This is a genomic window from Geobacter sp. OR-1, from assembly GCF_000813145.1.
Lineage (GTDB): Bacteria > Desulfobacterota > Desulfuromonadia > Geobacterales > DSM-12255 > Geoanaerobacter.
The window spans coordinates 77,207-102,918 of record NZ_BAZF01000015.1 but is presented as its reverse complement, the minus strand read 5'-3'; the positions used below and the strand labels follow the sequence as shown (position 1 = coordinate 102,918).

Below are 25,712 nucleotides of genomic sequence, written 5' to 3'. Positions count from 1 at the left end.
ATCAAACTGGCTTTCTGTTGACTGGGAAGCCCGAACGCCCGGCTTCGCCCATAAAACGTGCCCCACTGGCGCTCACCCGCTGAACATAGAGTTTGCTGTCTGCAACGGAATACCACCCGACCACCGCTCCGCCCGAACCGTCAGGGATCATGACCGGATTAACCGCTGATCCCCCAAGGGTGACGTCTATCCCGGCGCTCCCCCAGAGGAGCTCGCCGGTATTGCTGACCCGCTGGCCACGGATATTGTCGTCGCCATAGTCCCCGGTGTTGTTGTCCTCGATCCAAAGCACGATGGCGCCGCCGAAGCCATCGCTGATGATCGCCGGCCCATGTTTAGATTTGGTCGAGGAACTGATCCTCAGCCCGTTGGCTGTCCAGAGAGGGTTGCCATTACTGTCGATATGCTGGATCGACATGTCGGGGTGCCCCTGGAGGACATCGTATGAAACGTAGTAGGCGCCCCCGGCCCCGTCCGGGATCCCGGGGGGGTTGGTATTCCGGTCCGCGTCCCACACCCCTGAGGACAGGCTAATGGAGCAATTGGAGAGCAATATGTCCTGCTGTACTGCCACCGAAACCGGGAACTGGATCGTGGAGCCGCTCCCGTCCGGCGAGATGTCGATCGTACCGTTCACCGAATCAACGGCGTTCAGACTCATGGCCGGGGAAGAATTTGCGGTTCCAGACGTTGCGGCGGCGGCAATCCACGGGGGTGCGGTAAGCGACCAGTTCAGGGTTCCGCCGCCAACGTTCAAGATACCGAAGGAAAATGTGCGATCCTGACCACAGAGGAGCTTGGGAACCACAAACGAGAGGCTGTCGGGCTGGGTCTTCAATACCGGCGGATCGGATGGGGGTGAAGCGGCCATCGCTACTGCCCGGGCAGCATTGACCCTGCCCCAGCCAAGGTAGGGATCGTAACCCGGCGTGTCCTTCGTCGGATTGCCGACCTGGTCGTCAGCGCTGTGCCTGATAATGGCGAACAGTTGTTCGCGGGTAAGCGATGGGTTGGCGGAAAGCACCAGGGCCGCAACCCCCGAAACATAGGCTGCAGAAGCGGATGTCCCCGCACTTCGCAGATAGCCGGGGGCAACGGCGGTACTTCCAGGCAGGAGCGGCTGTGCTATCCCCAGTGACAGTATCGAGATATAATCCGGGGCGTAGCTGACACTCAGACCGCTGTTACCCCCCCGGTGCTGCCACATCGACAAGATAGCCTCGATTCGAATAGAGGGAGAAGTCATCATTCACATCTGTTGCGGAAACGGTGAGCACCTCCGGGATCATGGCAGGAAAAGCATCCTTGACATCGCTTGCCCGGTTGTCGGCCGAGGCGACGACAATTGCGCCGAGAGCGTTGGCCACAGCTACGGCATCTGCTATGGTGGGAGAATTGAAGCAGTCGGAACAGCCCCAGCTGAGGTTGATGACGTCCGCACCGTTATAAGCCGCATAGAGAATGGCGTTAGCAAAGGGGCTGTCCGGCTCGGGGCCGCTGCTGATGCTCCAACCGCTGGAGTACGCTTTTACCGGCATTATCCTGGCCTTCGGGGCAACACCCACGATCCCGGTGCCGTTGTTGCCGACAGCTCCGATGATACCGGCAACAAATGTACCGTGGCCGTTGCGGTCCATGACATCATTGTCGCTGGCATATGGTTCGTTGATCCCCTGGGGGGATTCGAAATGCCAACCCCTGACATCGTCCCTGAAACCGTTGCCGTCATCGTCAACACCCGGTGCACCCGCGGCTTCCGACGGATTCGACCAGACATTGGGGGCGATATCCACATGATTGTAATCAAGCCCGGTGTCAACAACTGCGACCACGACACCTTCACCCTGGGCGGTATCCCAGGCAACATCGGCTTTGATTCTCTTCAGTGCCCACATGTCATCAACTGAGTTGCCCCATGAACCTCTTGACGAGAAAAACGGATCGTCGGTTACCGACTGGGACTGCATCATGGAGCTTGGGACGGCATATTCAACAGCCGGATTGGCAGAGTAGCTTTTGCACGCAGCCTGGATATCCGTCCCCTCAGGCAACGAAAAGATGTAAACATGGGACAGGTCTGGAACTTCTCCGGCCATTGAGGCTCTCGCCGCACGCTTGGCGTATTTAGCTCTCGACCTCTCGAACTGTTGGATGAAATACGCCTTTCGTTCTGCTCTCGAGTTCCCAAATACCTTCTCCTTTGGGTCTCCGGCGTTTATCTGCAACATGGGAGAGATCTTTTTCACCCCCCATTTTTTGTTAAGTTCGTCTAGATCGCCCCCCACTTTCGGCGCGACATGCTCAAACTTGAGACCTGCGTCATGAATCAGGTCTGCCGATTCTACAATGCGGTCATTGAGCTTGACAATAATCCGGTCATTGGCGAAGCGGGTCTTCTGAGGGGGAGAAGGTTGTATGTTATCCTGCGGAAGAGGCGATTGCCTCCTGAAAGCACTGTTTAATTGCACATCGGGGCAGGTCAATGAGTTAGCGTAAAGGGGGGGTGCCGGGAGGAGCAAAAGAATGAGGGGCAACGATACAAAATACTTGCATAACCAATTCATTTCCGGGTTCATACAACTCTCTCCAATCAGATTGATTGTATACAAGCAGAACCTTAAATATAATAAATGTTAGCCGATATCAATAATAAATGATTAAATTTGGTTCAATGAGAAATATTGGGTTGAAAGCAGGCGGCAAGCTGGGAATGGCAGGCAATCCGTACCCCTCTTAATTGGACTCTAGAAAAACGTTGACAAATCGTCGTTGAAAGGTACACTGCAACAAAATTTGTTTGAGAGATAGCCGATAATACTTAACCATCCGCGAGGGTGGGGCGGAAAGCCTACAGGGTCTCGACTAGAGACAGCCGGGTTGCCGAAATATCCAGTGATATTCGGTCCCGGCTTTTTTGTTGTCAATGGAGTCGAGACAGCAAGAGGTGCGACTCTGAGGGTGCCATATGCCGGTTCGCGCCGCTGACTGAAAGCGGCAATAAAATAGTTGTGGTAAACGATAATACTCAACCATCCGCGAGGGTGGGGCGGAAAGCCTACAGGGTCTCGACCAGAGACAGCCGGGTTGCCGAAATATCCAACGATATTCGGTCCCGGCTTTTTTGTTCATATTGTTATCGAGAAAGGTGCTTACGTAACCCATGTGTCGATTCTTTGGCCTGTTACTCCCATCAAGTTGGCTTCGTCTGATAGCTCTCTCTGTATTCATCTTCTCTCTCCCTGGCTGCGCGGCCATGAAAAGCGCTCAGGAGAATTCATGGCTTGCCCCGGACCACCTTGAAAAGGAGATCGAGCGGAACGAGTTTCCGGTTGCCAGAGGAGAAGATGTCATTGGTAGGCTGGCAGTCATCAGACTTGAAAAGGGGGATACGCTGCCGGATATTGCCAGGCACTTTAGTTTGGGGATCAATGCAATCAGTGCTGCTAATCCAGGTGTAGATGTATGGGTGCCTGAGGCTGGAGAGCGCATCCTGTTACCTCTGAATTTTATCCTTCCGGACACGCCCAGGAAGGGGATTGTGGTCAACCTGGCCACCAAGAGGCTCTTTCAATTCAAAGAGGATAAAAACTCTCTGGTGGTGTCGACCTACCCGGTCGGTGTCGGGACCAAGGAGCGTCCCACCCCAACGGGTCAGATGCGTGTAGCGCGCAAGGCAGCCCGGCCGACCTGGTATGTGCCTGCTTCAATCGCCGAAGATCATCGGAAAAAAGGAGATCTTCTCCCAGCACAAGTCCCTCCGGGACCTCTGAATCCCTTGGGAGAATACGCGCTCTATCTGAGCAAATCGGGTTATTTGATCCACGGTACCAATAAACCGGCCAGCATTGGTCTTAATGCATCAAATGGCTGCCTTAGACTCTATCCGGAAAACGTGGAGATGCTCTTCAACGACACGCCGGTCAATACTCCTGTACTCATTGTCAACCAGCCATATCTCATCGGTCAACGTGATGGCGTAGTTTACCTGGAAGCCCATACGCCTCTGGAAGATTCGGGCGCTGTTGAGCTGGAGAAGGTCTATGCAAAACTGAAAAATTTTGAAAAGAAATCGGCGGCTGCCCTTGACTGGAAAAGGGTTAAGGAGGTACAGGCCGAGGCCCGGGGGATTCCTGTTCCGATCTTGGAGATGAGTCAAGGACGTGCAAAAGGGGCTGCGAAAATCATAGAAGTCGAGCATCCGGCTGCATTGTATGGCAGACCGGAACTCCCGGAACTGAAACTGGAGGCATGGTACGTTTTGGCTGCTGATCTGCGCGACGAGATTGAGGCTTTGAGGATTGCCGCCATTATCAATCACCAGGGCCCGCCAATCCCGGCACGGGTGCTCACAAAGAGCAATGGCTACCGAGTGATCGCCGGCCCTTTCAATGATATGAGTGAGGCCAAAGATGCAGCAAAACGCTTGAAAATTGATTTGGAAATAGACGGGATATTGATTGAGCCTGTCAAGAAGGGGTAGTCGATCCCGCTTCATGGCAAGGTAACCTGAACAGAAAGGAGGTGAAGAGATATGAAGAAAAGTCTTTTGCTGATCGCAATGATGTTTGTTCTCGCCAGCATGATTGGTTGTGCTACATCCGGAGACCTCGAGAAAGTGCAGGCACAGCAAAATCTGATAAATGCTAAAGCCGAGCAGGCATTGCAGGATGCGCAAGCTGCCAAGGCAGCAGCCGACGAGGCTAAGGTAAAGGCAGATGAAACATCAGCCCGCGCCGATAATGCTGTAAAGCAGGCAGAGGAGAGGGAACGGATCGCTGATGAAAAGGCGAAAAAAGCTGACGCTGTCTTCCAGAAATCGATGAAGAAGTAAGTCAATGCCAAGGGAACTGTCAGTTTTGCCTTTGTGTTCCGGATATGAAAATGGCAGGGTCTCAAAACCCTGCCATTTCAATGTTCATCACTTAAGTTCACCCGGAACAATTCACACATCTGACTTGTTAGGTTAGAATATCAGACGGTCAGCGCAAAGATATTTCAGGTTATTCTGTCAAGGGTAATGAGATGAGGGTGAGAATCTTTCAAATGATGCTGTCTAAGGCAAATATGGATAACAGACAAGGCAGGATGGGTGGACACTTTTTCCTTTTCTTCATCGTTATCATAATGACACCAATGTTACTAAGCGGATGCAGTCACTTTACCGAAGGATATCAGACCAAGTCGACCTTTCAAGAAGCGAATAATTTGTTTAATCAGGGAAGCTATAAGGCCTCTTTGAACATGTATGAGCAGATTAGTGAAAAGTATCCCACGACGTCAGACAGAGTTCTTTTCGAGATGGGTATTATTTATGCGTATCCGAAGAACGAACAAAAAGATTATCAGAAGTCACTGGAGTGTTTTCAGAGAATCATCAAGGATTATCCCGGTAGTGAGTACAGGCAAAACAGCGAGACAATGATATTTAATATCAACAATGTCGCTATCAAGGATAAGAAGATTGCATCGCAGCAAACACAGATTGAAACTCTCCGGCAAGAGGTCAAAGGCAAGGAGAATGAAATAGCGGTATTGCAGAAAAAGATCGAAGCGCTCGAACAAAAGGTTTTTGCCTATGCAATCCAGAAGGGATCGGCAGATAAGATACTGATAGAAAAACAGGCGCGGCGATTGATGTTGATCTCAAAGGGTGAGGTGCTCAAGACCTACAAGATAGCCTTGGGGGGAAACCCAATTGGCCCCAAAGAACGGCAGGGCGATAACAAGACCCCGGAGGGAATCTACTCCATCGATGCAAGAAACAAGGACAGCCGTTATCACCTGTCTCTTCATATTTCCTATCCAAACGAGCGAGACAGAAAGCGGGCCAAGGAACTGGGTGTTTCTCCGGGCGGAGACATCATGATCCACGGCATTAAGAATGGGTTCTCGTGGGTCGGTGACTCTCACTCAGAGGTTGACTGGACAAAGGGGTGCATAGCCGTAACAGACGATGAAATCGAGGAAATTTCCAAGTTAGTGCCGAATGGCACGATTGTGGAGATAAGGCCATAAAAAGTCACTTCCTGCTATTGTCAGATCTCGGTGGTTCTGAGACGATACCCCACCCCCGGCTCAGTGATGATGTGCTGCGGAATTGATGGATTCTGCTCGATCTTGCGGCGCAGGTTGCTGATATTGACTCGCAGCACATGCGGCTGTTCCAGGTAGGCGATTCCCCATACCTGTCTGAGTATCTGGCTGTGGGTCAGAACCTTCCCGGCATGAGTAACCAGTAAACGCAGGATATCGTATTCTGTAGGCGTCAGAGATACCTCCTCCCCCCGGCATAATACCCTTCGATCAGTGAGATTTACAATAAGATCACCGCTGGTGAATACCGGTTCCGGAGTTTGTTGCAGCGTTCGCCGGAGCGCGGCGCGTATGCGCGCCTTAAGTTCGCTTACCCCGAACGGCTTGGTAAGGTAATCGTCGGCACCGGCATCCAGAGCTGCCACCTTGTCATCTTCCCGCTCCCTTACCGAAAGCACGATGATTGGGACCTGCGACCACTCGCGGATGCGTCTGATGACTTCGATGCCATCGAGGTCGGGGAGCCCCAGGTCAAGGAGGATAACATCCGGTTTGGTCGTTGCCGCGGCAGCCAGAGCAGCATGCCCACCTTCCGCAAGGTGCAGACGAAACTCTCCCTCAAGAATTGTCTGCAGGAAACGACGTATCGGTTGCTCGTCGTCAACGACCAGGATGCGCACGGGATTGTCGGAGTTCATTGCTTTCCTTCGTATTGAATATCAAGAGTAGCCGGCGGCAACTTCACTTCGACCATCAATCCGCCTTCCGGCCTGTTCGATGCGGTAATGCTGCCATTGTGCGCCTCGATGATTCCTTTGGCAATGGAGAGCCCCAGTCCGGTTCCGCCGGTCCGCTCCGGCACCTCGATACGGTGAAACTTGGCGAAGATCTGTTCTTCCTGTCCTGAGGGTACGCCCGGTCCAGTGTCAATCACAGCAATTATAACCGACTTTCCGTCGAAACGTGCTGACATGGTGATATCAGCCGACGCTGGGGAATGTTTGAGGGCATTGTCCAGCAGGTTAACCAGTGCCTGGGTCAACAGGGCGAGGTCGGCAGGGACCAGCGGTAATTCCTGATCCACCGCTGTCACGATCTGGTGATTACCGATACGCGGCTCGACAGCGCCGATGGCACAGCCGATGATCTCTTCGACCTCACAGGGGATCAGCCGGGGAGACAGAGCACCTGCCTCAAGCCGCGTCATGTCGAGCAGGCTTCCCACGAACCGGTTCAGGCGACCCGCTTCTTCGGCCGCTGTCGAGATCATGCTTCGCCGTTGTTCCGGGTCGAACTTCTGGTCATCGGTCAGCATCGAGTCGAGAACCCCGGATATGGTCACCAGCGGGGTGCGCAGGTCATGGGAGATCGAATTCAAAAGAGCCTGTTCCAGGTGGCTCTTCTCGCGCAGAAAGCGGGCCTCTTCTGCCTGACTGGCAAGATGGACCCGCTCCAGCGCCATCGCGACCTGACCGGCGAACGCTTCAATCAGTTGCAGGTTATCGATTAGCGATGACTTCTCTTCGATCACCATGACCCCCACAACCTCGGTACCGGCCTTGAACGGCACGAACAGGCAGGGAGACTCCGGAAAGGCGGCAGTCCCGGCCCCGGCTCGCCGGCCGCTCTTCATTACCCAGGAAACAATCTCCTGGCTCCCGTCATCAAGCTGGATCGCCATGTCGTCCGGGACCTGCTCAACTGCACCGTCCTTGTTCAGGAGAACCGCCAGTCTTGCCCCGAGATTCCGGAGCACGGCACGCCTCAGAGCCTCGACGATCGCCTGTGCATCACCGGAAACAGACAGGTCCCGGGTAAGGGAATACAGGCTGTTGGTCCGGCTTTCCTGTTGCCTGACCTGTTCAACCTTCTCCTGGATTCTGGCGACCAGAGAGCTGATGACAACCCCGACAACGAAGAGGGCGAAGAAGGTAACCAGATATTCCGTATCCGAGACCCGCAGCGAGAATCGTGGCGGGATAAAAAGGAAGTCGTAGGCTAGCACCGACAGGAGGGCGGTCAGTATTGCGGCCCGGAGCCCCAGCCTGGTAGCGGCCAGCACAACTGCCAGCAGGTAAGCCATAACCATATTGACCGGTGCAAGCGACGTGCGGACTAATTCGCATATCAGAGAGGCCACTGCAACAAGGCCGATGGCACCAAGGTAGCTGGAAAGCAAACGAGCAGGCTTCATGAGGTAAATCATACCCCTGAATCAGGATGTTGCCAGTAGCTGAATTATGTCCGCACCCTGATCGGCAGGATCACCGTGGTCAAGCCATCCCATTGCAGTCGGCGCTGGATGGCAAAGGCAGTCTCGTTGTGCAGGAGGCGGTGATAGAACTTCTCCAGCCGGAAGGTGATCTGACCGGTGAACACTGTCGAACGGGGGTAACTCCTCGGCGGTCTGTTTGCAGAGCTCCACTGCGGTCTCAACCACATCAGTCGCCATGGCGGTGCGGTATTGAGCGGCAAAACCGAGTTTGCGGGCCATTGCCACATATTTATCAAGCCCCTGCCTGACCGACTCCTCCAGCGCCTCAATCTCCTTGGCGCCCTTGAACGATCCTGAATCTATCATGGCAACAGAGACAAATATCACGTTTCGGTAGGTCTTCGGGAAGGTTGACATGATCGACAGCAGGGTATGAACGCCAAAGCCGCTGTATCCGGAGACCAGCTGGATGGCAGTCGGTGCATTACGGTCAAGGGGCGGCGGGTCACCATGAGGAGAAATAGGCAGATCCAGCAAGGTTTCATCAAGATCCCGCATTCCTTTGCGCACCTGCAGATAATGGCCTTTGATCAGGTAGCAGAGCCCGATAACGACCGATGTGATCACCAGGGTCAGCCAGCCGCCTTCGGCGAATTTCTCCACGGTGGTGATGACCAGGATGGTAACGCACAGGATCAGGCCGACAAGATGTACCGAGAGGTGGCGCAACCATTGGGGGTCTTCTTTACGTCGCTGGATGAAGAGTTTCGACATGCCCAGCTGCGATAATGAGAACGTGATAAACACATTGATGGAGTACATGACTACCAGAGCCGAGACCGATCCACCGGTATAGAACAGGAGGACAATCGCAGCGATACCCATCAGGATGATGCCGTTACGCATGGTCAGCCGCACCGACAGGGCGGCAAAGCGATGCGGGAACCAGGAATCGATGGCCATGTTTGCCATTACCCGCGGACCATCCACGAAACCGGCCTGGGCTGCCACCAGCAAGAGCGCTCCTTCGGAGAAGATGGTGACGAAGGAGAGCCCGTTTCCCATGGGCCAATGGGCGAACAGCCCGTCGGCCAGCACGGCATTGAGAGTTTTTCCTTCTACCGGCTTGATCCCCACCAGGGCATAGCATAAAAACAGGATACCTGCTGTGAAGGCCAGTGAAGTGGCCATGTAGAGCATGGTCCGCTTGCCGGTCTGCACTCGCGGCTCCCGCATGATCTGCAGCCCGTTGGAGACCGCCTCGATACCGGTGTAGGTACCGCCGCCGAGCGAGTAGGCCCTTACGAACAAGAGCAGGATACCGAAGAAGCCGACACTGGAGAGGTCATTGCTGATGCCGCTCCGCATATCGCTTGCCAAAGGGGCGATCTTGTCTGTGTGTGCGCATACACCATAGACAAGCATCAGGATATGGCTGATTACGAACGTCATGAAGATCGGCGCCAGCACGGATATCGACTCCTTGACACCGCGGATATTCAGGACGATCAGCAGCACCGTGAGGATGCAGGCAACCGGTACCTTATAGTAGTGAAACCCTTTGGGGATATAACTGAAGATCGCGTCGCAGCAGGAGGCGATGGAAATGGTTATGGTCATGACATAATCCACCAGCAGGGCGCTGCCGGAAACGACCCCGGCCTTTTCCCCTAGCATGTGGCTGGCGACGATATATCCGCCGCCGCCATGTGGGAAGTGCTCTATGATCCGGGAATAGGCATAGGATATGATGAAGACCGTCATGGCCGTGGCCAGGCCGAGGAAAACCGCCAGATAGGTATGTTCTCCCAGAGCCTTGAACGCCTCTTCCGGGCCGTATGCCGATGATGACAGCCCGTCGGCACCCAGGCCTACCCAGGCGAGGATGGGTATCAGAGCGATCTTATGGAAAAGGTGAGGGTCCTTGAGGTATTTTGGCGCTCCGAAGATTACACGGCGTATCTTTCCGACAAGAGACATATTAGCCGGATGAGTATCAATCATTCCCGTTTCTCCAGGCTGTCGCCGGGGACCAGCTTCCAGTTGCCTGAATTGCGGTCAAACACAGGTACCACCCCCGGCTGTCCGGTCGGTGGCGAAAGAATGGTAATGCCATCTTCTTCCTGCACCTCTTTCAACTCGCAAAAATCCTCGCCTGCGTACAGACCGCTATCGACATCGAACAGATAAACTCTCATTGCGATCCTCCCATGAGTACAGCGTAGCTCGATAGACATAATAAATGTGTCAAGATAGGGATGAAGGGCATCAAGAAAACATCAAGATCGTTTCGAGAGGAGTGCGCTGGTCAAGGTTGGACAGTACCCTGACCGCATCCGGTATCTCTGCTTTGCAGGTCACCCATGGGGATTATGATAATATTGATAACGGTATTGAACGGAGGCGTTCAGATGGGAATCTGGCCCAATAAAACCGAGGCAGTTTATCAAAAGTGTCAGGAGGCCTGACATGAACTTTCTGTGCCACCTTTATCTTTCCGGCGATGACCGGATGCTCCTGACCGGCAACCTGATGGGGGATTTTGTCAAGGGCCGCCTGGAAGGCCGTTATCCCGAACCTCTCCGTAACGGCCTTATCCTGCACCGCCGGATAGATTCCTTTGCCCATCATGATAGTAGCTATCAGCAGAGCAGAAAGAGGATTGCCGCGCAATACAGTCTGTTCCGCGGGGTACTGGTGGATCTCTTCTATGACCATTTTCTGGTCAGGGAATGGGGTCTCTGGTCAGACGAGCCGCTTGACCACTACCTTGGCCGCGTCAGGCAACAGGTGGAACAGCAATGGCAGCTGTTGCCGCCGACGCTTCAAGGTTTCCTGCCGATCATATTTACTGAGCTGATCCCTTCCTATGAAGAAGTCGGCGGGGTGGCAACTGCACTCGACCGGATGTCGCGAAGGGTCAAAAGGCCAAATCCGTTGCGTGGGGGGGAAGTTGAACTTGTGAATAATTACGAGGGGCTGAGGGACGATTTTCTGGCCTTCATGCCAAAGGCGCTCCAGTTTGTGGCTGAGTTCACTGCTGCTGCAGAATAAAGCTTGTGCACATATCACATGCCTTTGGACCTATTTGCAGACCTGGTTTCTCCCCCGGTTCTTGGCCTTGTACAGGGCATTGTCTGCTGTTTTGATGACCTCATGCTTCGAGATCTCGCCGCCGTTGCTGTCGGCAACCCCGATGCTGACCGTGACGTTCGTGGTAATGCCGCCATCGACGCGCCCCCGGTTCTGCTTCCCTTGCCGTTTGTTTTTCGGCCGGTCAGAATTACGGATAACCAGCGGGTATTCTGCGATTTCCTTGCGAATGCTTTCCAGATGTTCCAGGGTTTCCTCGGCATTCTTCCTGGGGAACAGGATGGTGAACTCCTCACCCCCGTATCGGTATACTTTTCCGCCGCCAGTCACATTTTGCAGCTTTTTCGCGACAAGCTTGAGGACCTGGTCGCCGATATCGTGGCCGTAAGTGTCATTGAATTTTTTGAAGTGGTCTATATCTACCATGGCCAAGGCGTAATTCCGGCCGATTCCGTGCAACTGTTCGTTCAAGGCTCGTCGCGACGGGACATTGGTCAGTTCATCCCGGAACGCCATATTGTAGAAGTCCTGGAGTATGCTCACGGTGACTATGATTGCTGCCGACGAGGAGAAAACTACGAGCATGTTGGGTGTAGTAAGCCAGTTGCCGGCGATGAAGAAAGATATCATTGCCCCGAATAACCCGCTATCGACCGGGGCCTGCCGGATGATTGCAATGGCCATGACTGCAATCAGCTCGAAAACAAAGGCCAGTAAAGGGATCTGGGCAAAAGTGATTCTGTCGAAAATGCCGGCCAGTAGCGGCGAGTGGAAAATATTGGGTAAATCAGCCAGATGGTGATTATCGTGCAGAATGAGTGCGATCAGCGCCTGCAGCGCAAAAAATACCATCCTGATGCGTCCGGCCGCCGAGAAGAGCCCCTTTTCACGCATGGCTGCAAGCAGCAGGATGTTGAACGGGATGAACAGCGATAGGGTGTTGAAGATGGATTTCCCCTCTATCCCCTGGATCCCGGTTGGGAGGTAGGTTCTGCAGGTCCAGTAGCCGGTAATGATCAGGACAAGGGCGAAGAACGGCCGGCCCCGGCGGAAATTTGCCGCCATGAACATGCCGATGAATGAGATCAGATATGGGGTGGCAAGGGCTAGTTCATATTTTGCCGGCGGCAATCCGGCGATATATGGTATGGCAAGCCTTGAAAAAATGATGAGGAATATCGGGGTGGCAAAAACGATGATTTTGCGGAAAACCGTAACGGTCACGATTAACCTCCTCTATAAACACCTTCGGCATAATCCGCGATTGATTAAGGTGAATTTTGCATCAAGAGGAGCGGTTTCCTGACCGGAAACACAAAAAGGTCTTCCCTTGTGCCATTGTTTACAATGTACACACGGGAAAACCTTTTTATATCGAAAGCTTGCCTAAAATCGGCTAGTTGGTTTTAATGGGGTGGCTAGTGGGATTCGAACCCACGTATGTACGAGTCACAGTCGTAAGTGTTGACCGCTTCACCATAGCCACCATAAAGTGGGTATTCAGTTGGCACGCCCGACAGGATTCGAACCTGTGGCCTACGGCTTAGAAGGCCGTTGCTCTATCCAGCTGAGCTACGGGCGCAGAGTTTGGTCGGGGTGAGAGGATTCGAACCTCCGACCCCCTGCTCCCAAGGCAGGTGCGCTAGCCAGACTGCGCTACACCCCGTAAGAACTGACTTGTAACATACCATCTGTTTCCATGCAAGCATTTTTTGCTCAAATGTAATCAGAAATCGCCGGTCGAAATATGCTCCAGGAATCGTTGAAACGCCTTGGCCCGGTGGCTGATAAGGTTTTTGGTGGTCGAATCGAGCTCAGCCAGAGTCTGGTCGTATTCGGAGACCAGAAATAACGGGTCATAGCCAAACCCGTTACTTCCCCTTGGTTGCTCGATTATACTTCCAGCCAACTGACCGGAAAACGTCAGACAACTTCCGTCCGGTTGGCAAAAGGCTATACAGCAGGCAAATCTCGCACCTCTTTGCTTCCTGTCCACATGCATGAGTTCGAGGAGGAGCCTGCTGTTGTTCTCGCCGTCGGTAGCCGATTCTCCGGCAAATCTTGCTGATAGGACTCCGGGGCGACCACCGAGATAATCCACCTCCAAGCCGGAGTCGTCGGCGATGGTCGGAATTCCGGTTTCCCTGGCAGCATGGCGCGCCTTGATGATCGCATTCTCCGCAAAGGTCCTGCCGGTTTCCGGAGGGAGAGTCAATTGCGGGAAATCGGCCAGGGAGAAAAGCTCAGCCACTCGGGGCGCAAGCATTGCCTTAAATTCGCCGAACTTGCCGCGATTGGATGTGGCTACAAGCAATTGTTTCATTCTGCCAGAACCTTTTCCTGGATTGCGAATAGTTGCTTGATACCTGAAATCGCCTGGTTCCGCATCTGGTCCATCTGTTCGATCGTAAACGGTTCGCTTTCTGCGGTCCCCTGTACCTCGACAAATCTTCCGGAAGAGGTCATGACGAAATTCATATCCACATCGGCGCCGGAATCCTCGGAATAATCGAGGTCGAGCAATGGTTCGCCCTTGATGATCCCCACGCTCACTGCCGCAACAGCTTCGCGCAAAGGGGAGGAAGAAATGATATTGCGTTTGATCAGGCTTTGCATGGCATCGGCAAGCGCAACATATGCGCCGGTGATCGAGGCGGTCCTGGTCCCGCCGTCGGCCTGAATGACGTCACAATCGATCTGAATGGTTCTCTCGCCAAGAAGCGTCATATCCATGACGCTCCGGAGGGACCGGCCGATGAGACGCTGGATTTCATGGGTTCGTCCTCCCACTTTTCCTCTGGTAGATTCGCGCGCTGATCTTGTATGTGTGGACCTCGGCAACATTGAATATTCTGCTGTTACCCACCCAGTGCCTTTTCCTCTCAGGAAGGGGGGTAACACTTTCCTCAATTGAAGCGGTGCAGATCACTTTGGTATGCCCGAATGTCACCAGTACGGAACCTTCGGCATATCTGTTGAAATTCCTTGTAATAACAACTGGCCTGAGTTCTCCGGCGTTTCTTCCGTCAGCTCGCATGGTACTTCCTTTCAATGTGGTGCGGGTATAAGTAGCAGAGGGGGTGGCTGCTGTCAACGGGGCTCTTGCAAGTAGATTAGACAAAAAAAGGGCACCGAAAGGCGCCCTTTGCTTTTTGTGTGGTTGTAAGTTCTACCCCAGGAAATGATTGTGGCTTCTTGCCCTGTTGGTCAGTATGGTCGGATCCAGAACCTCTCCGCAGCAAGTGCATTTCCAGGCGTCGAAGGATCTTACGTAATCATAAAACTTTTCATTGAACATACGACCTTTGCATTTAGGACATTTCATGATTTATACCCCCCAAGGCATGAATATCAAACAGACGAAGCATATATATTCAGCTACTGTGCCGAACTGCAGGTATTTAAAAAAATAAAAAGTTTAATTAGTTGTCTTGGCGGCAAAAATGCTCTAAAAATCAAATAATTAACTGCTGTCGGAAATTTTCTGCCATGAGCCGCAATTTTGAAGATATCTCTGGAAATGGTCGAAAAGCAAGATGCTGACGGGCACCTAACGACAATTCATTGACGGTCAGCAGTCTTAATTAAACCCGCGCGCCCTGAGCCTTAGGGCATATTGACTTTGGTGCAGCCGGTTTCCGGGGCGGTTTCAGCAGAATAATGAGCCGGATATCTCAACAAAAACAGCTAATAAGTGACCTTGGTCACTGAAAACCATGGATATTGCCTCTATTGGATATGGTGCCGTCATAATTGTGACGTCGGCGCGGCGTGAATATCCGGTTATACTCGCCTGGGGTTCATCTGCATTGACGTAAAGATGCCGATTGGGTATGCTCCTGACATGACAAATTGTGACTCTACCGAAATAAAATGGGAAAATCTCTGCCATCAATGCGGCAGATGCTGCTTTGAAAAATTGGAGAATGAGGATGGCACCATTTTTTTTACCGCTACCCCTTGTCGTTACCTGGATGTCGTTTCCAGGCAATGCAAGGTGTATGAGCGCCGTTTTGAAATAAATCCCGACTGTATCGCCCTTACTCCCGAACTGGTCAGATCTCTTGATTGGCTTCACGATAAATGCGGATATCGCAGTCATTTCGGCCTGAAGAGGCGTCAGTCAAAGCAAGGCAAAAAAAATTACAAAGGAATGGAATGAGCCCAAACAAACCGAATCTTACTTTGATCCGGGGGGGGAAGCTCTCCCCTGCAGAATTTTCGGCTTTATTGCCGGAAGAAAAACTGGCGCACCTTAGAGAGCTCCCGGCCCAGCGCCGCCTAGAACTTATCATTGATGATCCTGACGGTGAGAAGCTGGTCAGAGGTTTTTCTCCCCAGGAGTACTATCTGATGATTAAGGAGATCGGCGAAACAGATGCCTCGCAACTTCTGGCCAACGGTTCTGCCGAACAGCTCTCCTTATGCCTTGACCTGGAACTCTGGCAGAAATGGGAGTTCAATAACGAAAAGGCCATTGAATGGCTGGAATATCTTCTTTCCGCTGACTCCGATGCCATGAAAGTTCTTTCCCGGCTCGATCCGGAACTCCTTCAACTGCTGCTTCTCGACGAAATTGAGCTCGGCGGAGGTTCCGGGGAGCTGGCAACCGATTCCGAACGGCTGGGCGATTGGGATCATTCGTTCGACAGCATGTACTTCCTGACATTTAAAAACGATAAACATGCTCGGATAATCGGCACCCTGATCGACGTTATCTACAGAAATGACCATGAGTTGTATCTCGATCTGATGGCGGGGTGTCGCTCAGCCGTAAAGAACGAACTTGAGGATCATTGTTACCGGTTCAGATCCGGTCGCCTGGCAGACCTCGGCTTTCCGTCACATGAGGAAGCGATTGAGATTTATGCCCCGTTGTCACCCGACAGGTACACCCCCGGCGAGGAGAAGATCCCTGTCATCAGTGAGATGGAAGGCCTTACCCTCTCGATTGCGCCGCTTGCTGACGGCACACTGTTATCCGGAGTGCTCGCAAAGGTTATGACAGAGCCGTTGCGTCAGGAACTGGAAGGGTTGCTGAATTGTGCCATGGTTGCCGAAGGCGGCTATGGGCTGGATGGCGAAAAGGCCCGCTCGGTAGCACAACGGGTATATGGCTGGTTGAACCTGGCATTGGAGTATCTCAGCGGTTCTGATGAATCTTATGCCGCTAATATTCTGCGCACCGAACAGCTGAAACGTCTTTTCCGGCTCGGGTTCGGCATCGTCCGGCAGGTGGGTCAGCAGGCGCGGAGCCTGGCTTCCGACGAATATGCAACTGCCAAAGCCTTGAGAGGTTTCGGGAATGATCGCCCGCTATTTTACCGGGGGCTGGATGCAGACCGTACGGACGGTTATCGCGAGTTCGGTTCCATGAAAGATGTTGAAATCGCCCGCGAATTTCTGAACCTTCTGAAACGGTGAGCAGTTGCAGGGGAGGGTGAATGGCGCAATATGTCGTACTGGCGGCAGGGGTTCTTCTTGGCGGCATTGTTGGCTGGGCTGTTGCGTGGTCGCGCCATAACCACGTAAGGCAGCTGGAGAAATCCTGCCTGGAAGCTGAGGCAGTCAAGCTGGCGGAACGGCTGCAGGCCAGAGACGACCGGATCAATGTGCTGACCGGAACGCTGGAGAGGCAGGAAGGGGAACTGCGGGAGGCAGGTGCTGCAATATCCAGGCTGCAGATTTCCCTGAGCGCGATGGAAACCCGGCTGCAGGAAGAGCGAAAAGGCGCGGCGGAAAAGCTGGCGGTCGTAAACGAAGCGCAGGCGAAACTGTCGGATGCCTTTCAGGCGCTTTCCGCTCAGGCGCTGCAGAACAACAACCAGGCCTTTCTTGACCTGGCCAGGGCGACCCTGGAAAAGTTCCAGGAGGGGGCCAGGGGAGACCTGGAACTCAGGCGGCGCGCCATCGATGATATGGTCAGGCCGATGAAGGAGTCACTGGAGAAGGTCGATCAGAAGATCGGCGAATTCGAGAAGGTGCGCGCCACGGCTTTCGACACCCTTGCCGAGCAGCTGAGGTCTCTTGCTGCAAGCCAATCGCAGCTGCATGGGGAGACATCCCGGCTGGTAAAGGCATTGCGGACTCCGACCGTTCGCGGCCGATGGGGGGAAATCCAGCTCAAGCGGGTGGTCGAGATTGCCGGGATGCTGAACTACTGTGATTTCTTCGAGCAGGAGAGCGTTAACGGTCTTGAAGGGCGGCTGCGTCCGGACATGGTGGTCAAGCTCCCCAGCGGCCGCAACATTGTCGTTGATGCCAAAGCCCCGCTCATGGCCTACCTGGAGGCTCTGGAAACCGTTGATGACAGCGAGAAGGTGCGTCATCTTCAGGATCATGCCCGGCAGATTCGCACCCATCTGGCAAAGCTGAGCGCCAAGGGTTACTGGGACCAGTTTCAGCCCACACCTGAGTTCGTGGTGCTGTTCCTCCCCGGCGAAACCTTTTTCAGTGCCGCACTGGAGCAGGATCCTGCCCTGATCGAGTTCGGGGTTGGACAGCGGGTAATTCTTGCCACTCCGACCACCCTGATTGCCCTGCTGCGGGCCGTTGCCTACGGGTGGCGCCAGGAACGGCTCGCCGAAAACGCCCAGGCAATAAGCGACCTTGGCAAAACCCTCTATGATCGGCTGGTACTGCTGACAGGGCATTTCTCCGATATGCGCAAGGGGCTGGAGCGCGCCGTTGAATCCTACAACAAGGCAGTCGGGTCGCTGGAGTCCCGTGTTCTTGTCTCAGCCAGACGGTTCAAGGAGCTGGGAGCTGCCCCTGAGAAGAGCATCGAAGATCTGTCCTCAATCGACATGGCTCCCCGGTCCCTTCATATTTCGGAAGTTGCACCGCCTGACAGCGATGCGACCTGATCCGGAAAGGTTTTCCGGAGCTATATTTTCCTCAACCCTCTGTACAAGAGGGAATCTTTCTGCTATTCTCTCCTACATCCAACACTGAAGGAGGTCTGATCATGGCTGAAGAAGAAAGCGGGATGGGCACCGGCATGGTTCTCCTGTCATTTCTGGTAGGCGCTGCTCTGGGGAGCAGTCTGGTGCTTCTTCTCAAGCAGAACGAATCAGAGGACCAGGAATCATCGTCCGAGGACGGTCCGCTCTTTATCTAGTGTCTCCTTACTGCTTGCCGGCTCGTGCGGCAGTGATATTTTTTCTTGCATCGGGAAGCGGCAGGTGGTATATAAATTCTTCCCATGAGCCCAGGTGGCGGAATTGGTAGACGCGCTAGATTCAGGTTCTAGTTCTCGCAAGGGAGTGCTGGTTCGATTCCAGTCCTGGGCACCAATTACGAAAAAGGCCTCACAGTTGATTCTGTGAGGCCTTTTTTCTGTGGCACTCATCAAATTCGCCGGCAGAGTGGTCCCTGTTTTCTGCCGTTGCACCGGGTCCGATGTCTCCGATAGCTTTTCTGTTAATAGTTGTTTCGGCCGTGATGCATGCACTCTGGAACCTGCTGGTGAAGCGAAGCCGGCACAAGACCGTCTTCATCTGGTGGATGTTTGTCGCTTCTTTGAGCCTGTTTTCACTGGCCCTTCCCCTCTCTCCCGACCGTTTCACCCCTCCGGAACCGTTCACGCTCCTGATGATATCTATGGGAGCAGTCTGTTTCGTGCTGTACCACCTGCTGAACGGGCGGGCCTACCGGGGGGGAGATCTTTCGGTGATATATCCGCTCTGCCAAACATCCATGATCTATGTTCCGATATGGGGCGTAGCCCTTCTTGGCGAGCGGCTCTCGATTTGGGGGATCATCGGCATTGTTATGGTCGCCGCCGGAGCGTATTCGATTCAGATGCAGAAAGTGTCTCTGGATGAAATATTCCGCCCGTTCCGCGATCTTCGGGGCAAGCCGGTCCAGGCTGCGCTGGCCGCGGGTTTCATTTACTCCATCGGCTCAATTGCCGAAAAGGTTGGAGTAAGAAACTACTCGCCATTTTATTTCACTTACTATCTGGTCCTGGTCATGTTGATACTGATGTCTTTCAATCTCTGTCGGCACCGATACCGGAGCCTGATCATCCCGGAACTGAAGGAGAACTGGCGGCTGATTCTGATCAGCGGCCCGGTGATGATGGCATCTTTTTTGACCTTCAGATACGGACTTAACCTGTCACCGGTGAGTTATGCCGTACCGGTGCGCCAGGTAAGCATAATGATCGGGGTCATGATCGGAATCCTGTTTCTCGGAGAGCCGTCCGGCAGGATCAGGCTCTTTTCCGCGCTCCTGATCCTTGCCGGCGCAGTCGTGATAAGACTGGGGTAAGAGACGGGAATTCTTTCCTTTTGACACCTTGATTTTGGCCGGTCGGCATGTTATAAGACTAAAGTTTTGTATACTTCATGAACTATATTTCAGCAAAGGGAGATTTGACATGGCGTATTCCGCAGATTTCGAAAAGGCCCTACAGGTTGGGCGTCCACCAAACATCAGGCAGCTTTTTCCCAATTCCAAGGCGCTTATCGTCAGCGGAAAGGTCATCGACCGTGCCATGATAGCAAAGGGCAAGGCAATCACGATGGCGGCCAACGGCCGCAACTACTTTGTCGTGCGCGGTGCGCTCATGGCGGCCCAACGGGCCAATGCCCCGATTATCATCGAAATCGCCAAGTCGGAAGGGGGCCAGAAGGCCTACTGTGCCGTCAACTACTGGAATATGGCACGCATTGTCGATGCCCTGTGCAACGAACTGGGGATCACGGTTCCGGTCGCAATCCACGCCGACCATTACGGCATCAAGAACGACAAGGATCTGGCCAGCGCCAAGGTCGAGATCCCGACCATGTTCGAGGCCGGCATCACCTCCATCGCCATCGATGCCTCGCATCTCCCCGACGACCAGAACCTGCTCGCGAACCTGGCCATCAACCCGTTCATCCCGAAATGGGCCGGGCTGGAGACCGAGGTCGGCGAAATCAAGGGAAGCACCGGACTTTCCACGGTAGACGAAGCACTGTTCCTGATCCGCGGCCTCAATGCCCACGACATCCATGCTGACTGGATCGCCCTCAACAACGGCACTACCCACGGTATCGAGGCTTCGGACGCCGGTATCCAGGTGGGCTTGACCGCTGCTATCCACAAGGCGCTGGCGCCATACAAGATCAATGGCGCGCAGCACGGCACTTCCGGCAACAGTTCGGATCGTCTCCGCCAGATTGCCGCTGAGACCGTCACCACCAAGGCGAATGTCGCCACTGCGCTGCAGATGATCTCCTGGGGGCTTGAGGTCAATGACTACGGCAATGCCCAGCTCGATAGCGACGGCAACTTCATCAAGGTGCCGGGCCAGGGAATGACCGAGGAGTTGTGGGCCGAAATGGTCAAATATGCCAACGACAAAGGGTGGAAGAAGGGGGACTACAAGAACCTCAACCTGCCGTTCGAGAACAAGATGCTGGCCCTTCCCAAAGAGGTCCGCGACCGGATGGCAAAGCGGGTTGAAGATTTTGCGTTCAAGATGCTGACCGAGGTCTTCAATGCCAAAGACACCGCGCCGCTGGCAATAGAGGCGATACTGAAGGCCGGTTCCCATGACATCGGACCGAAAGGAAGCAGGATCGAAAATCCTGCGGAATGGACCGAAGCCAAAATTGTCGAAAAGGCTAAGAACATCAGCGGTGACAAGGGCGCTGCAGGAAACTTCGACGACTAGTCAGGAAGCCATGCCTCCGGAGCATGTTGCTTTTGCCGCGGTTTAGATTCGTTCCGGTTTGATCTTACGGGAATTATTGTTAATATTATGGGGGCCATACGGCCCCCATTGTTTTACCGGGCCAACCAAACGAGGAGATCGGCTGCATGCGGAACTATTTCGGACTCTTGGGGATCTTGGCCATTACTGCTATGGCCTGCTGGATTTTGCTCCCGTTCCTCTCTGCGTTCATCTGGGCGGTTGTCATCTTCCAGGCCATGAGACCTGTGAGCCGGCGCTTGTCCGGCCATGTTTCCCGGACCATGGCTGCAGCGGCCATGGTTTTCATCGTTGCCCTGGCCGGGGTTGTCCCGGTTACCCTGGTTGGCGGTCAGCTTGCCTATGAAGCTACCGTAGCGGTGCAGTCGATCCAGGCCAAAAATCTCAATAAGCTTTCCGTAGCATCGGTGCAGAAAAAGCTGGAGAGTCTGCCGCTCCCCAAAGGGATCCGCAGCATCGTCAACAAGTACCGGGTTGACGAAGACGCGCTTGCCGCCCATGCATCCGAGGCCGGGCAAAAACTGCTTCAGTGGCTGGCAATCGCAGCAGCAGGGATTGCCCGAGGTGCCGGTTCCTTCATCTTCAGCGTGATTGCCTTCCTTTTTATCTTTTTCTTCCTCTGCCGTGACGGGACCGGCTGGTATCGCCGGATTTCGCAGGCGATTCCTATGGAATTCGATTTCGACTCGCTGGCAGCGCGGATGGCTGCAGGCGCTTCCGCCATATTTTTCGGCGTGGCCGGCACCTGCCTGTTACAGGGGATCGCGGGCGGGATTGCGTTTGCCGTGCTCGGCCTGCCGTCACCGTTCCTGGCCGGCGCCCTGATAGCCATCTGTGCATTGGTCCCTGCGATCGGCACTGCCCTGGTCTGGGGACCGGCGGCCATCTGGCTGATGGTCTCGGGCGCGGTCACCAAAGGAATCATCCTTGTAGTCATCGGCGCCGGGGTGATCGGGATGATGGACAATGTCACCAGACCATTGCTTGCCAGGCTCGGCGGCTCCGAACTGTCGGTGCTTACCATTACCCTCGGTGCCATCGGCGGGATTGCCGCCTTCGGGTTGACCGGGATAATCATCGGTCCGCTTGCCATTGAGGCTTTTTCCTGGTTGATGGAACATCTTGCCGCCAACAGGGGAGAGCCTGCAGCGGCCGAAGAACGAGCAGGACAGCCCTGAGTTACCTATCAAGAATGGCGCCATGACAACGCCGATCCGGGAAAATCCGGCCATGGAGCCGGAGCAGTGGCTGCGCCGCGAGGCCCGTGAGGTCCTGTCTCCTTTGGCTGCCGCAGTTGTTCTGGGTGTTGCCGCTGGAATCCTGATCATTGTTCAGGCCAGGCTCCTGGCCGGGGCCTGTCACGATCTGATCATCAATGGCGCCGGGTGGCAGGAGATCCCTGCCGTTGCCGGCACCCTGGCGCTGCTTGCCCTGCTTCGCGGGGCAGGGGCCTATCTGGCGGAGAGACAGGTGACCCGGGCCGCGACAGAGGTCAAGCAGCGGGTATTAAACCGGCTCTACCGAAGGCTGCAACTGCTGCTCCCTGCCGGAATTGCCGGCGAAGATGCCGGAACGCTCGCCGAAATCGTTACCTCCGGCGTGGAGGGGCTGGAAAGCTACCTGACCCGCTTCCTGCCGCACCTGTTCCTGGCGGCGCTCCTGCCGCTGCTCGTTCTGACGGTCGTTTTCCCTGTTGAATGGCGGGCCGGCATCGTCCTCCTGTTTTCGGCCCCGTTTATACCGCTAATGATGGTCTTGATCGGCAAGGGTGCGGAGCGCCTGAACCGGGAGCAGTGGGGCAAGTTGACCCGGATGGCCGGACACCTGCTCGACCTGGTGCAGGGGCTGCCGGACCTGAAGATCTTCGGCGCGGCCCGCCGCGAAGCTGCTATGGTCGCTGCGGTCTCCGACGACTATCGCCGCAGCACCATGGCAGTGCTCAGAATTGCATTTCTCTCCGCCCTGATGCTGGAGTTTTTTGCCACGGTCGGAACCGCACTGGTTGCCGTCATTATCGGTTTCCTGCTGCTTTCCGGCAAACTGGCTCTTGTCGACGGCCTGTTCGTGCTGCTGCTCGCCCCGGAATTTTATCTCCCCCTTCGCACCCTCGGCCTTTCCTGGCACAGCCGGATGAACGGCACCGCTGCTGCAGCCAGGATACTCCCTTTGATGTTACAGCCGCTACCGCTGCCTGAAAGTGGCGACCTCCCTCCGCCCGAGTCGGCTCCCGAAATCCATCTGGATAAGGTTTCCTTTTGTTACGGCGCTGATCGGGGCGGCGTCCGGGATATCGACCTGGTTATCCCGCCGGAGTCAGTTACCGTCATTGTCGGTGAAAGCGGCAGTGGCAAGTCGACCCTTGCCCGGCTCCTGCTTGGGCTATCCTTGCCGGAGCAGGGGAGGGTGCTGGTTGACGGGCACGATCTGGCTTCCTATGATCAGGGCCGCTGGCGCGAACGTCTTGCCTGGGTGCCGCAACGCCCCTTCTTCGCCGCTACCAGCATCAGGGAAAACCTTCTGGCTGCCGGGAGAGGGGCTACCGATGCGGATATTAGCGCTGCCCTGGAGGCGGCGGCGCTGTCCGAAGTTGTGGCGCGGCTGCCGCAAGGGGTCGATACACAACTGGGGGACCGAGGAGCCGGTCTTTCCGGTGGGGAACTCCGGCGGCTGGCGCTTGCCAGGCTGATGCTGCGCAAACCGCTGCTGATTGTGCTCGACGAGCCGACCGCCGGCCTCGATCAGGCCAACGAGCGGCTGATTCTCGATACCATCCAGAGGCTGGCGATAGGGCGGACAATGATCATCATCAGTCACCGCGAAGAGACGCTCCGGAACTGTACCCAGGTGGTGCAACTGGCAAGCGGGCGACTGACGGAGATTTCCTCGGGCGGGGTATTGTCATGAAGGGGCTGGTACAGATCTTTCGGGCAATGGCAGCGCGCCAATGGCGCTGGCTGCTGGCCGGTATCGGCGCCGGGTTTCTGGTCATCGCTGCCAACATTGCCCTGATGGCTGTTTCCGGCTGGTTCATCGCCTCCATGGCAGTCGCCGGGGTCACCAAGCTGGCCTTCAATTATGCCGTCCCGGCAGCAGCAATCAGGGGGCTGGCCGTTGCCCGGACCATTGGCCGTTACGTCGAGAGGCTGGTGACCCATGAAGCGGCCTTCAGGATGCTGGCCGACCTCCGGTGCTGGCTGTTCGACCGGTTGATCCCCCTGGCGCCTGCCGGACTGGAAGGGTATGCCGGCGGGGATCTTGCCGGGCGCCTTCGGGCAGACGTGGACAACATGGAGAGCTTGTATCTCCGGATCATTGCGCCGATCGCAACCGGCTTCAGCGTCATCGTGATCGCCCCGTTGTGTCTCTCCCTATTCAACGTCGCAGCCGGACCGGTTCTCTTGTCTGCCTTGCTTGTCGCCGGGGTAGCTTTGCCGCTGTTAACCAGGAGGATGGCAGCCGAACCCGGGGCAAGAGCGGTGAAGGTTGCCGGGGAGCTGCGCATCGCGGTTACGGAAGGGTTGCAAGGGGCTGAAGAACTGTTGTTGCTCGGTGCTGCCGACGAACAGGCTGATCGGGTGGCGCATCTTTATGCTGAACTGGCAGGGGAGCAGCGGCGCCTTGGCGGAATTAACGGCGTGGCAATCGGCGGGATTCTGGCCGCAAGCGGGATCGCCCTGGCCGTTCTGCTGGCAGTGGCTGCCGGGGAACTCGGCAGAGGTGCAGTCAGCGGGCCGGTGCTGGCCATGATCCTCTTTTTCGCTGCTGCCTCGTTCGAGGGGATTGCGCCGTTGGCCGCTGCCCTTCAGGCAATCCCGGCCGCATCCGCCACCGCCGGTCGCCTTACCGAACTGGCCGCAGCGCCCCACCCGGTTCCAGAACCGGGTGTCCCGCTTTCGCCGGTTTCAGGGTTTGAGATTGTTTTTCAGGGGGTCTGTTTTTCTTACGCAGGCGGCCCAGAGGTACTCAGCGATTTTTCCCTGACCATACCCGCGGGGGGGAGGGTGGCCCTGACCGGACCGAGCGGCAGGGGGAAGAGCAGCGTTGTCGAGCTGCTGCTCCGGTTTCGCCCCTATCGCGGCAGCATAACCATCGGCGGTGCCGAGCTTCGGGAGCTTCCGAGCGAGGTAATGGCGACCCTTATCTCGGCCGTGCCGCAGCGGCCGCATCTGTTTAATGCCTCGATCCGGGACAATATCCTGCTTGGCGCGCCGGATGCCGACAGTAGCCGGATCAGGGATGCACTCGATGATTCCGGGCTGGCCGGCTGGATCGACACCCTGCCTGCCGGCCTCGATACCATGGTCGGCGTTGCCGGGAGTGCCGTATCCGGAGGGGAGGCCAGGAGGATCGCCCTGGCCAGGGCGCTGCTGCACGATGCCCCGATACTGCTGCTGGACGAGCCGACCGAGGGGCTGGACCCTGCCACCGAAAGCAAGGTAGTGGCAGCCCTTAACCGGCGGCTCCGGGGGAAAACCCTCCTGGTTGTGACCCATCGCCCCGCCTGCCTGGCACTGGCCGACACGGTGATCGCACTCTGAAAGTTCCCACCCTGCTGTTGGTCTCCCCCATGAATCGACCGTTATCTAGTATCCATCCGGAAACTCCGGATGAGACACTAGTGGTTTCCGGATCGGAAAGGAGGGATCTTTTGTCCTGGCAAGGAAATCA

21 protein-coding genes, 4 tRNA genes, 1 pseudogene and 2 riboswitches are annotated in these 25,712 nt (G+C 55.3%); of the genes and pseudogenes, 14 read left to right on the top strand and 12 right to left on the bottom strand.

The features are described from left to right. Window position 1: 1 nt before the first annotated feature. Window positions 2–1,207, bottom strand: a complete 1,206-nt coding sequence (locus OR1_RS23045; RefSeq protein ID WP_052440491.1) for a S8 family serine peptidase — start codon at window positions 1,205–1,207, stop codon at window positions 2–4. Continuing rightward, complete coding sequence (locus OR1_RS23040; protein ID WP_052440490.1) at window positions 1,185–2,576, bottom strand: S8 family serine peptidase; 1,392 nt, start codon at window positions 2,574–2,576, stop codon at window positions 1,185–1,187. The genes OR1_RS23045 and OR1_RS23040 overlap by 23 nt, the downstream gene beginning before the upstream one ends. Before the next feature lie 230 nt (window positions 2,577–2,806). Continuing rightward, a riboswitch (cyclic di-GMP riboswitch) is annotated at window positions 2,807–2,885 on the top strand. Between the two features lie 128 nt (window positions 2,886–3,013). After that, a riboswitch (cyclic di-GMP riboswitch) is annotated at window positions 3,014–3,092 on the top strand. Window positions 3,093–3,160: 68 nt separating this feature from the next. On the opposite strand from OR1_RS23040, the gene OR1_RS14855 reads away from it, so the two are divergent. The 3 genes from OR1_RS14855 (at window position 3,161) to OR1_RS14845 (ending at window position 6,015) form a co-directional block, all read left to right on the top strand. Next, the gene (locus tag OR1_RS14855; RefSeq protein ID WP_041972673.1) at window positions 3,161–4,480 is read left to right on the top strand and encodes a L,D-transpeptidase family protein; all 1,320 of its coding nucleotides are present in this window, start codon (window positions 3,161–3,163) and stop codon (window positions 4,478–4,480) included. Between the two features lie 51 nt (window positions 4,481–4,531). Beyond that, window positions 4,532–4,831 (top strand): Lpp/OprI family alanine-zipper lipoprotein, encoded by a 300-nt coding sequence (locus OR1_RS14850; protein ID WP_041972672.1) that lies wholly within the window; start codon window positions 4,532–4,534, stop codon window positions 4,829–4,831. A 254-nt stretch (window positions 4,832–5,085) separates the two neighbouring features. Continuing rightward, window positions 5,086–6,015, top strand: a complete 930-nt coding sequence (locus OR1_RS14845; protein ID WP_370543364.1) for a L,D-transpeptidase family protein — start codon at window positions 5,086–5,088, stop codon at window positions 6,013–6,015. A gap of 20 nt (window positions 6,016–6,035) precedes the next feature. Here the strand turns inward: OR1_RS14845 and OR1_RS14840 are convergent, their stop codons facing one another. Genes OR1_RS14840 through OR1_RS14825 form a run of 4 tightly spaced genes read right to left on the bottom strand, consistent with a single transcriptional unit; the run spans window position 6,036 to window position 10,446 of the window. Continuing rightward, on the bottom strand, window positions 6,036–6,731 hold the full coding sequence (locus OR1_RS14840) for a response regulator (protein WP_041972671.1): 696 nt from the start codon (window positions 6,729–6,731) through the stop codon (window positions 6,036–6,038). Next, window positions 6,728–8,227: a DUF4118 domain-containing protein gene (locus tag OR1_RS14835; protein WP_160295266.1), complete on the bottom strand. Its 1,500-nt coding sequence runs from the start codon at window positions 8,225–8,227 to the stop codon at window positions 6,728–6,730. The genes OR1_RS14840 and OR1_RS14835 overlap by 4 nt, the downstream gene beginning before the upstream one ends. 21 nt (window positions 8,228–8,248) lie before the next feature. After that, complete coding sequence (locus OR1_RS14830) at window positions 8,249–10,252, bottom strand: APC family permease (RefSeq protein ID WP_237754315.1); 2,004 nt, start codon at window positions 10,250–10,252, stop codon at window positions 8,249–8,251. Then, window positions 10,249–10,446, bottom strand: coding sequence for a hypothetical protein (locus OR1_RS14825; protein WP_041972670.1), 198 nt, complete (start codon window positions 10,444–10,446; stop codon window positions 10,249–10,251). The genes OR1_RS14830 and OR1_RS14825 overlap by 4 nt, the downstream gene beginning before the upstream one ends. 271 nt (window positions 10,447–10,717) lie before the next feature. Here OR1_RS14825 and OR1_RS14820 point away from each other — a divergent pair, with 271 nt between their 5' ends. After that, the gene (locus tag OR1_RS14820) at window positions 10,718–11,302 is read left to right on the top strand and encodes an ACP phosphodiesterase (protein WP_041972669.1); all 585 of its coding nucleotides are present in this window, start codon (window positions 10,718–10,720) and stop codon (window positions 11,300–11,302) included. 30 nt (window positions 11,303–11,332) lie between these two features. Here the strand turns inward: OR1_RS14820 and OR1_RS14815 are convergent, their stop codons facing one another. The 6 genes and pseudogenes from OR1_RS14815 to rph form a co-directional block, all read right to left on the bottom strand. Beyond that, complete coding sequence (locus OR1_RS14815; RefSeq protein WP_052440488.1) at window positions 11,333–12,565, bottom strand: GGDEF domain-containing protein; 1,233 nt, start codon at window positions 12,563–12,565, stop codon at window positions 11,333–11,335. Between the two features lie 186 nt (window positions 12,566–12,751). Then, a tRNA-His gene (locus tag OR1_RS14810) sits at window positions 12,752–12,827 on the bottom strand. 19 nt (window positions 12,828–12,846) lie between these two features. Continuing rightward, window positions 12,847–12,923: transfer RNA gene (locus OR1_RS14805), tRNA-Arg, on the bottom strand. A 6-nt stretch (window positions 12,924–12,929) separates the two neighbouring features. Continuing rightward, window positions 12,930–13,007, bottom strand: a tRNA-Pro gene (locus OR1_RS14800). A gap of 60 nt (window positions 13,008–13,067) precedes the next feature. After that, window positions 13,068–13,664 (bottom strand): XTP/dITP diphosphatase, encoded by a 597-nt coding sequence (locus OR1_RS14795; protein WP_041972668.1) that lies wholly within the window; start codon window positions 13,662–13,664, stop codon window positions 13,068–13,070. Further along, a pseudogene (rph, locus tag OR1_RS14790) lies at window positions 13,661–14,378 on the bottom strand (ribonuclease PH). The gene OR1_RS14795 and the pseudogene rph overlap by 4 nt, the downstream one beginning before the upstream one ends. Before the next feature lie 783 nt (window positions 14,379–15,161). On the opposite strand from rph, the gene OR1_RS21730 reads away from it, so the two are divergent. The 10 genes from OR1_RS21730 to cydC all read left to right on the top strand — a co-directional run bounded on the left by OR1_RS21730 (window position 15,162) and on the right by cydC (window position 25,582). Next, on the top strand, window positions 15,162–15,503 hold the full coding sequence (locus OR1_RS21730; RefSeq protein ID WP_370543363.1) for a YcgN family cysteine cluster protein: 342 nt from the start codon (window positions 15,162–15,164) through the stop codon (window positions 15,501–15,503). Beyond that, window positions 15,500–16,765 carry a DUF6178 family protein gene (locus OR1_RS14780; protein ID WP_052440487.1) on the top strand — a complete coding sequence of 422 codons (1,266 nt, stop codon included), beginning with the start codon at window positions 15,500–15,502 and terminating at the stop codon, window positions 16,763–16,765. Before OR1_RS21730 ends, OR1_RS14780 begins: the two co-directional genes overlap by 4 nt. 20 nt (window positions 16,766–16,785) lie before the next feature. Continuing rightward, window positions 16,786–18,207 carry a DNA recombination protein RmuC gene (gene rmuC, locus OR1_RS14775; RefSeq protein WP_041972666.1) on the top strand — a complete coding sequence of 474 codons (1,422 nt, stop codon included), beginning with the start codon at window positions 16,786–16,788 and terminating at the stop codon, window positions 18,205–18,207. Window positions 18,208–18,308: 101 nt separating this feature from the next. Then, a complete protein-coding gene (locus tag OR1_RS22335; protein WP_160295265.1) occupies window positions 18,309–18,461 on the top strand; it encodes a hypothetical protein in 153 nt (50 codons plus the stop codon). An 88-nt stretch (window positions 18,462–18,549) separates the two neighbouring features. Then, window positions 18,550–18,636: transfer RNA gene (locus OR1_RS14770), tRNA-Leu, on the top strand. A gap of 106 nt (window positions 18,637–18,742) precedes the next feature. Further along, window positions 18,743–19,615, top strand: coding sequence for an EamA family transporter (locus tag OR1_RS14765; protein WP_041972665.1), 873 nt, complete (start codon window positions 18,743–18,745; stop codon window positions 19,613–19,615). A 109-nt stretch (window positions 19,616–19,724) separates the two neighbouring features. Further along, window positions 19,725–21,005: a class II fructose-bisphosphate aldolase gene (locus OR1_RS14760; protein WP_041972664.1), complete on the top strand. Its 1,281-nt coding sequence runs from the start codon at window positions 19,725–19,727 to the stop codon at window positions 21,003–21,005. A gap of 146 nt (window positions 21,006–21,151) precedes the next feature. After that, window positions 21,152–22,222, top strand: coding sequence for an AI-2E family transporter (locus tag OR1_RS20980; RefSeq protein ID WP_052440486.1), 1,071 nt, complete (start codon window positions 21,152–21,154; stop codon window positions 22,220–22,222). Then, window positions 22,167–23,948, top strand: a complete 1,782-nt coding sequence (gene cydD / locus OR1_RS14750; RefSeq protein WP_237754314.1) for a thiol reductant ABC exporter subunit CydD — start codon at window positions 22,167–22,169, stop codon at window positions 23,946–23,948. Before OR1_RS20980 ends, cydD begins: the two co-directional genes overlap by 56 nt. Further along, complete coding sequence (gene cydC / locus OR1_RS14745) at window positions 23,945–25,582, top strand: thiol reductant ABC exporter subunit CydC (RefSeq protein WP_237754313.1); 1,638 nt, start codon at window positions 23,945–23,947, stop codon at window positions 25,580–25,582. The genes cydD and cydC overlap by 4 nt, the downstream gene beginning before the upstream one ends. Window positions 25,583–25,712 lie beyond the last annotated feature (130 nt).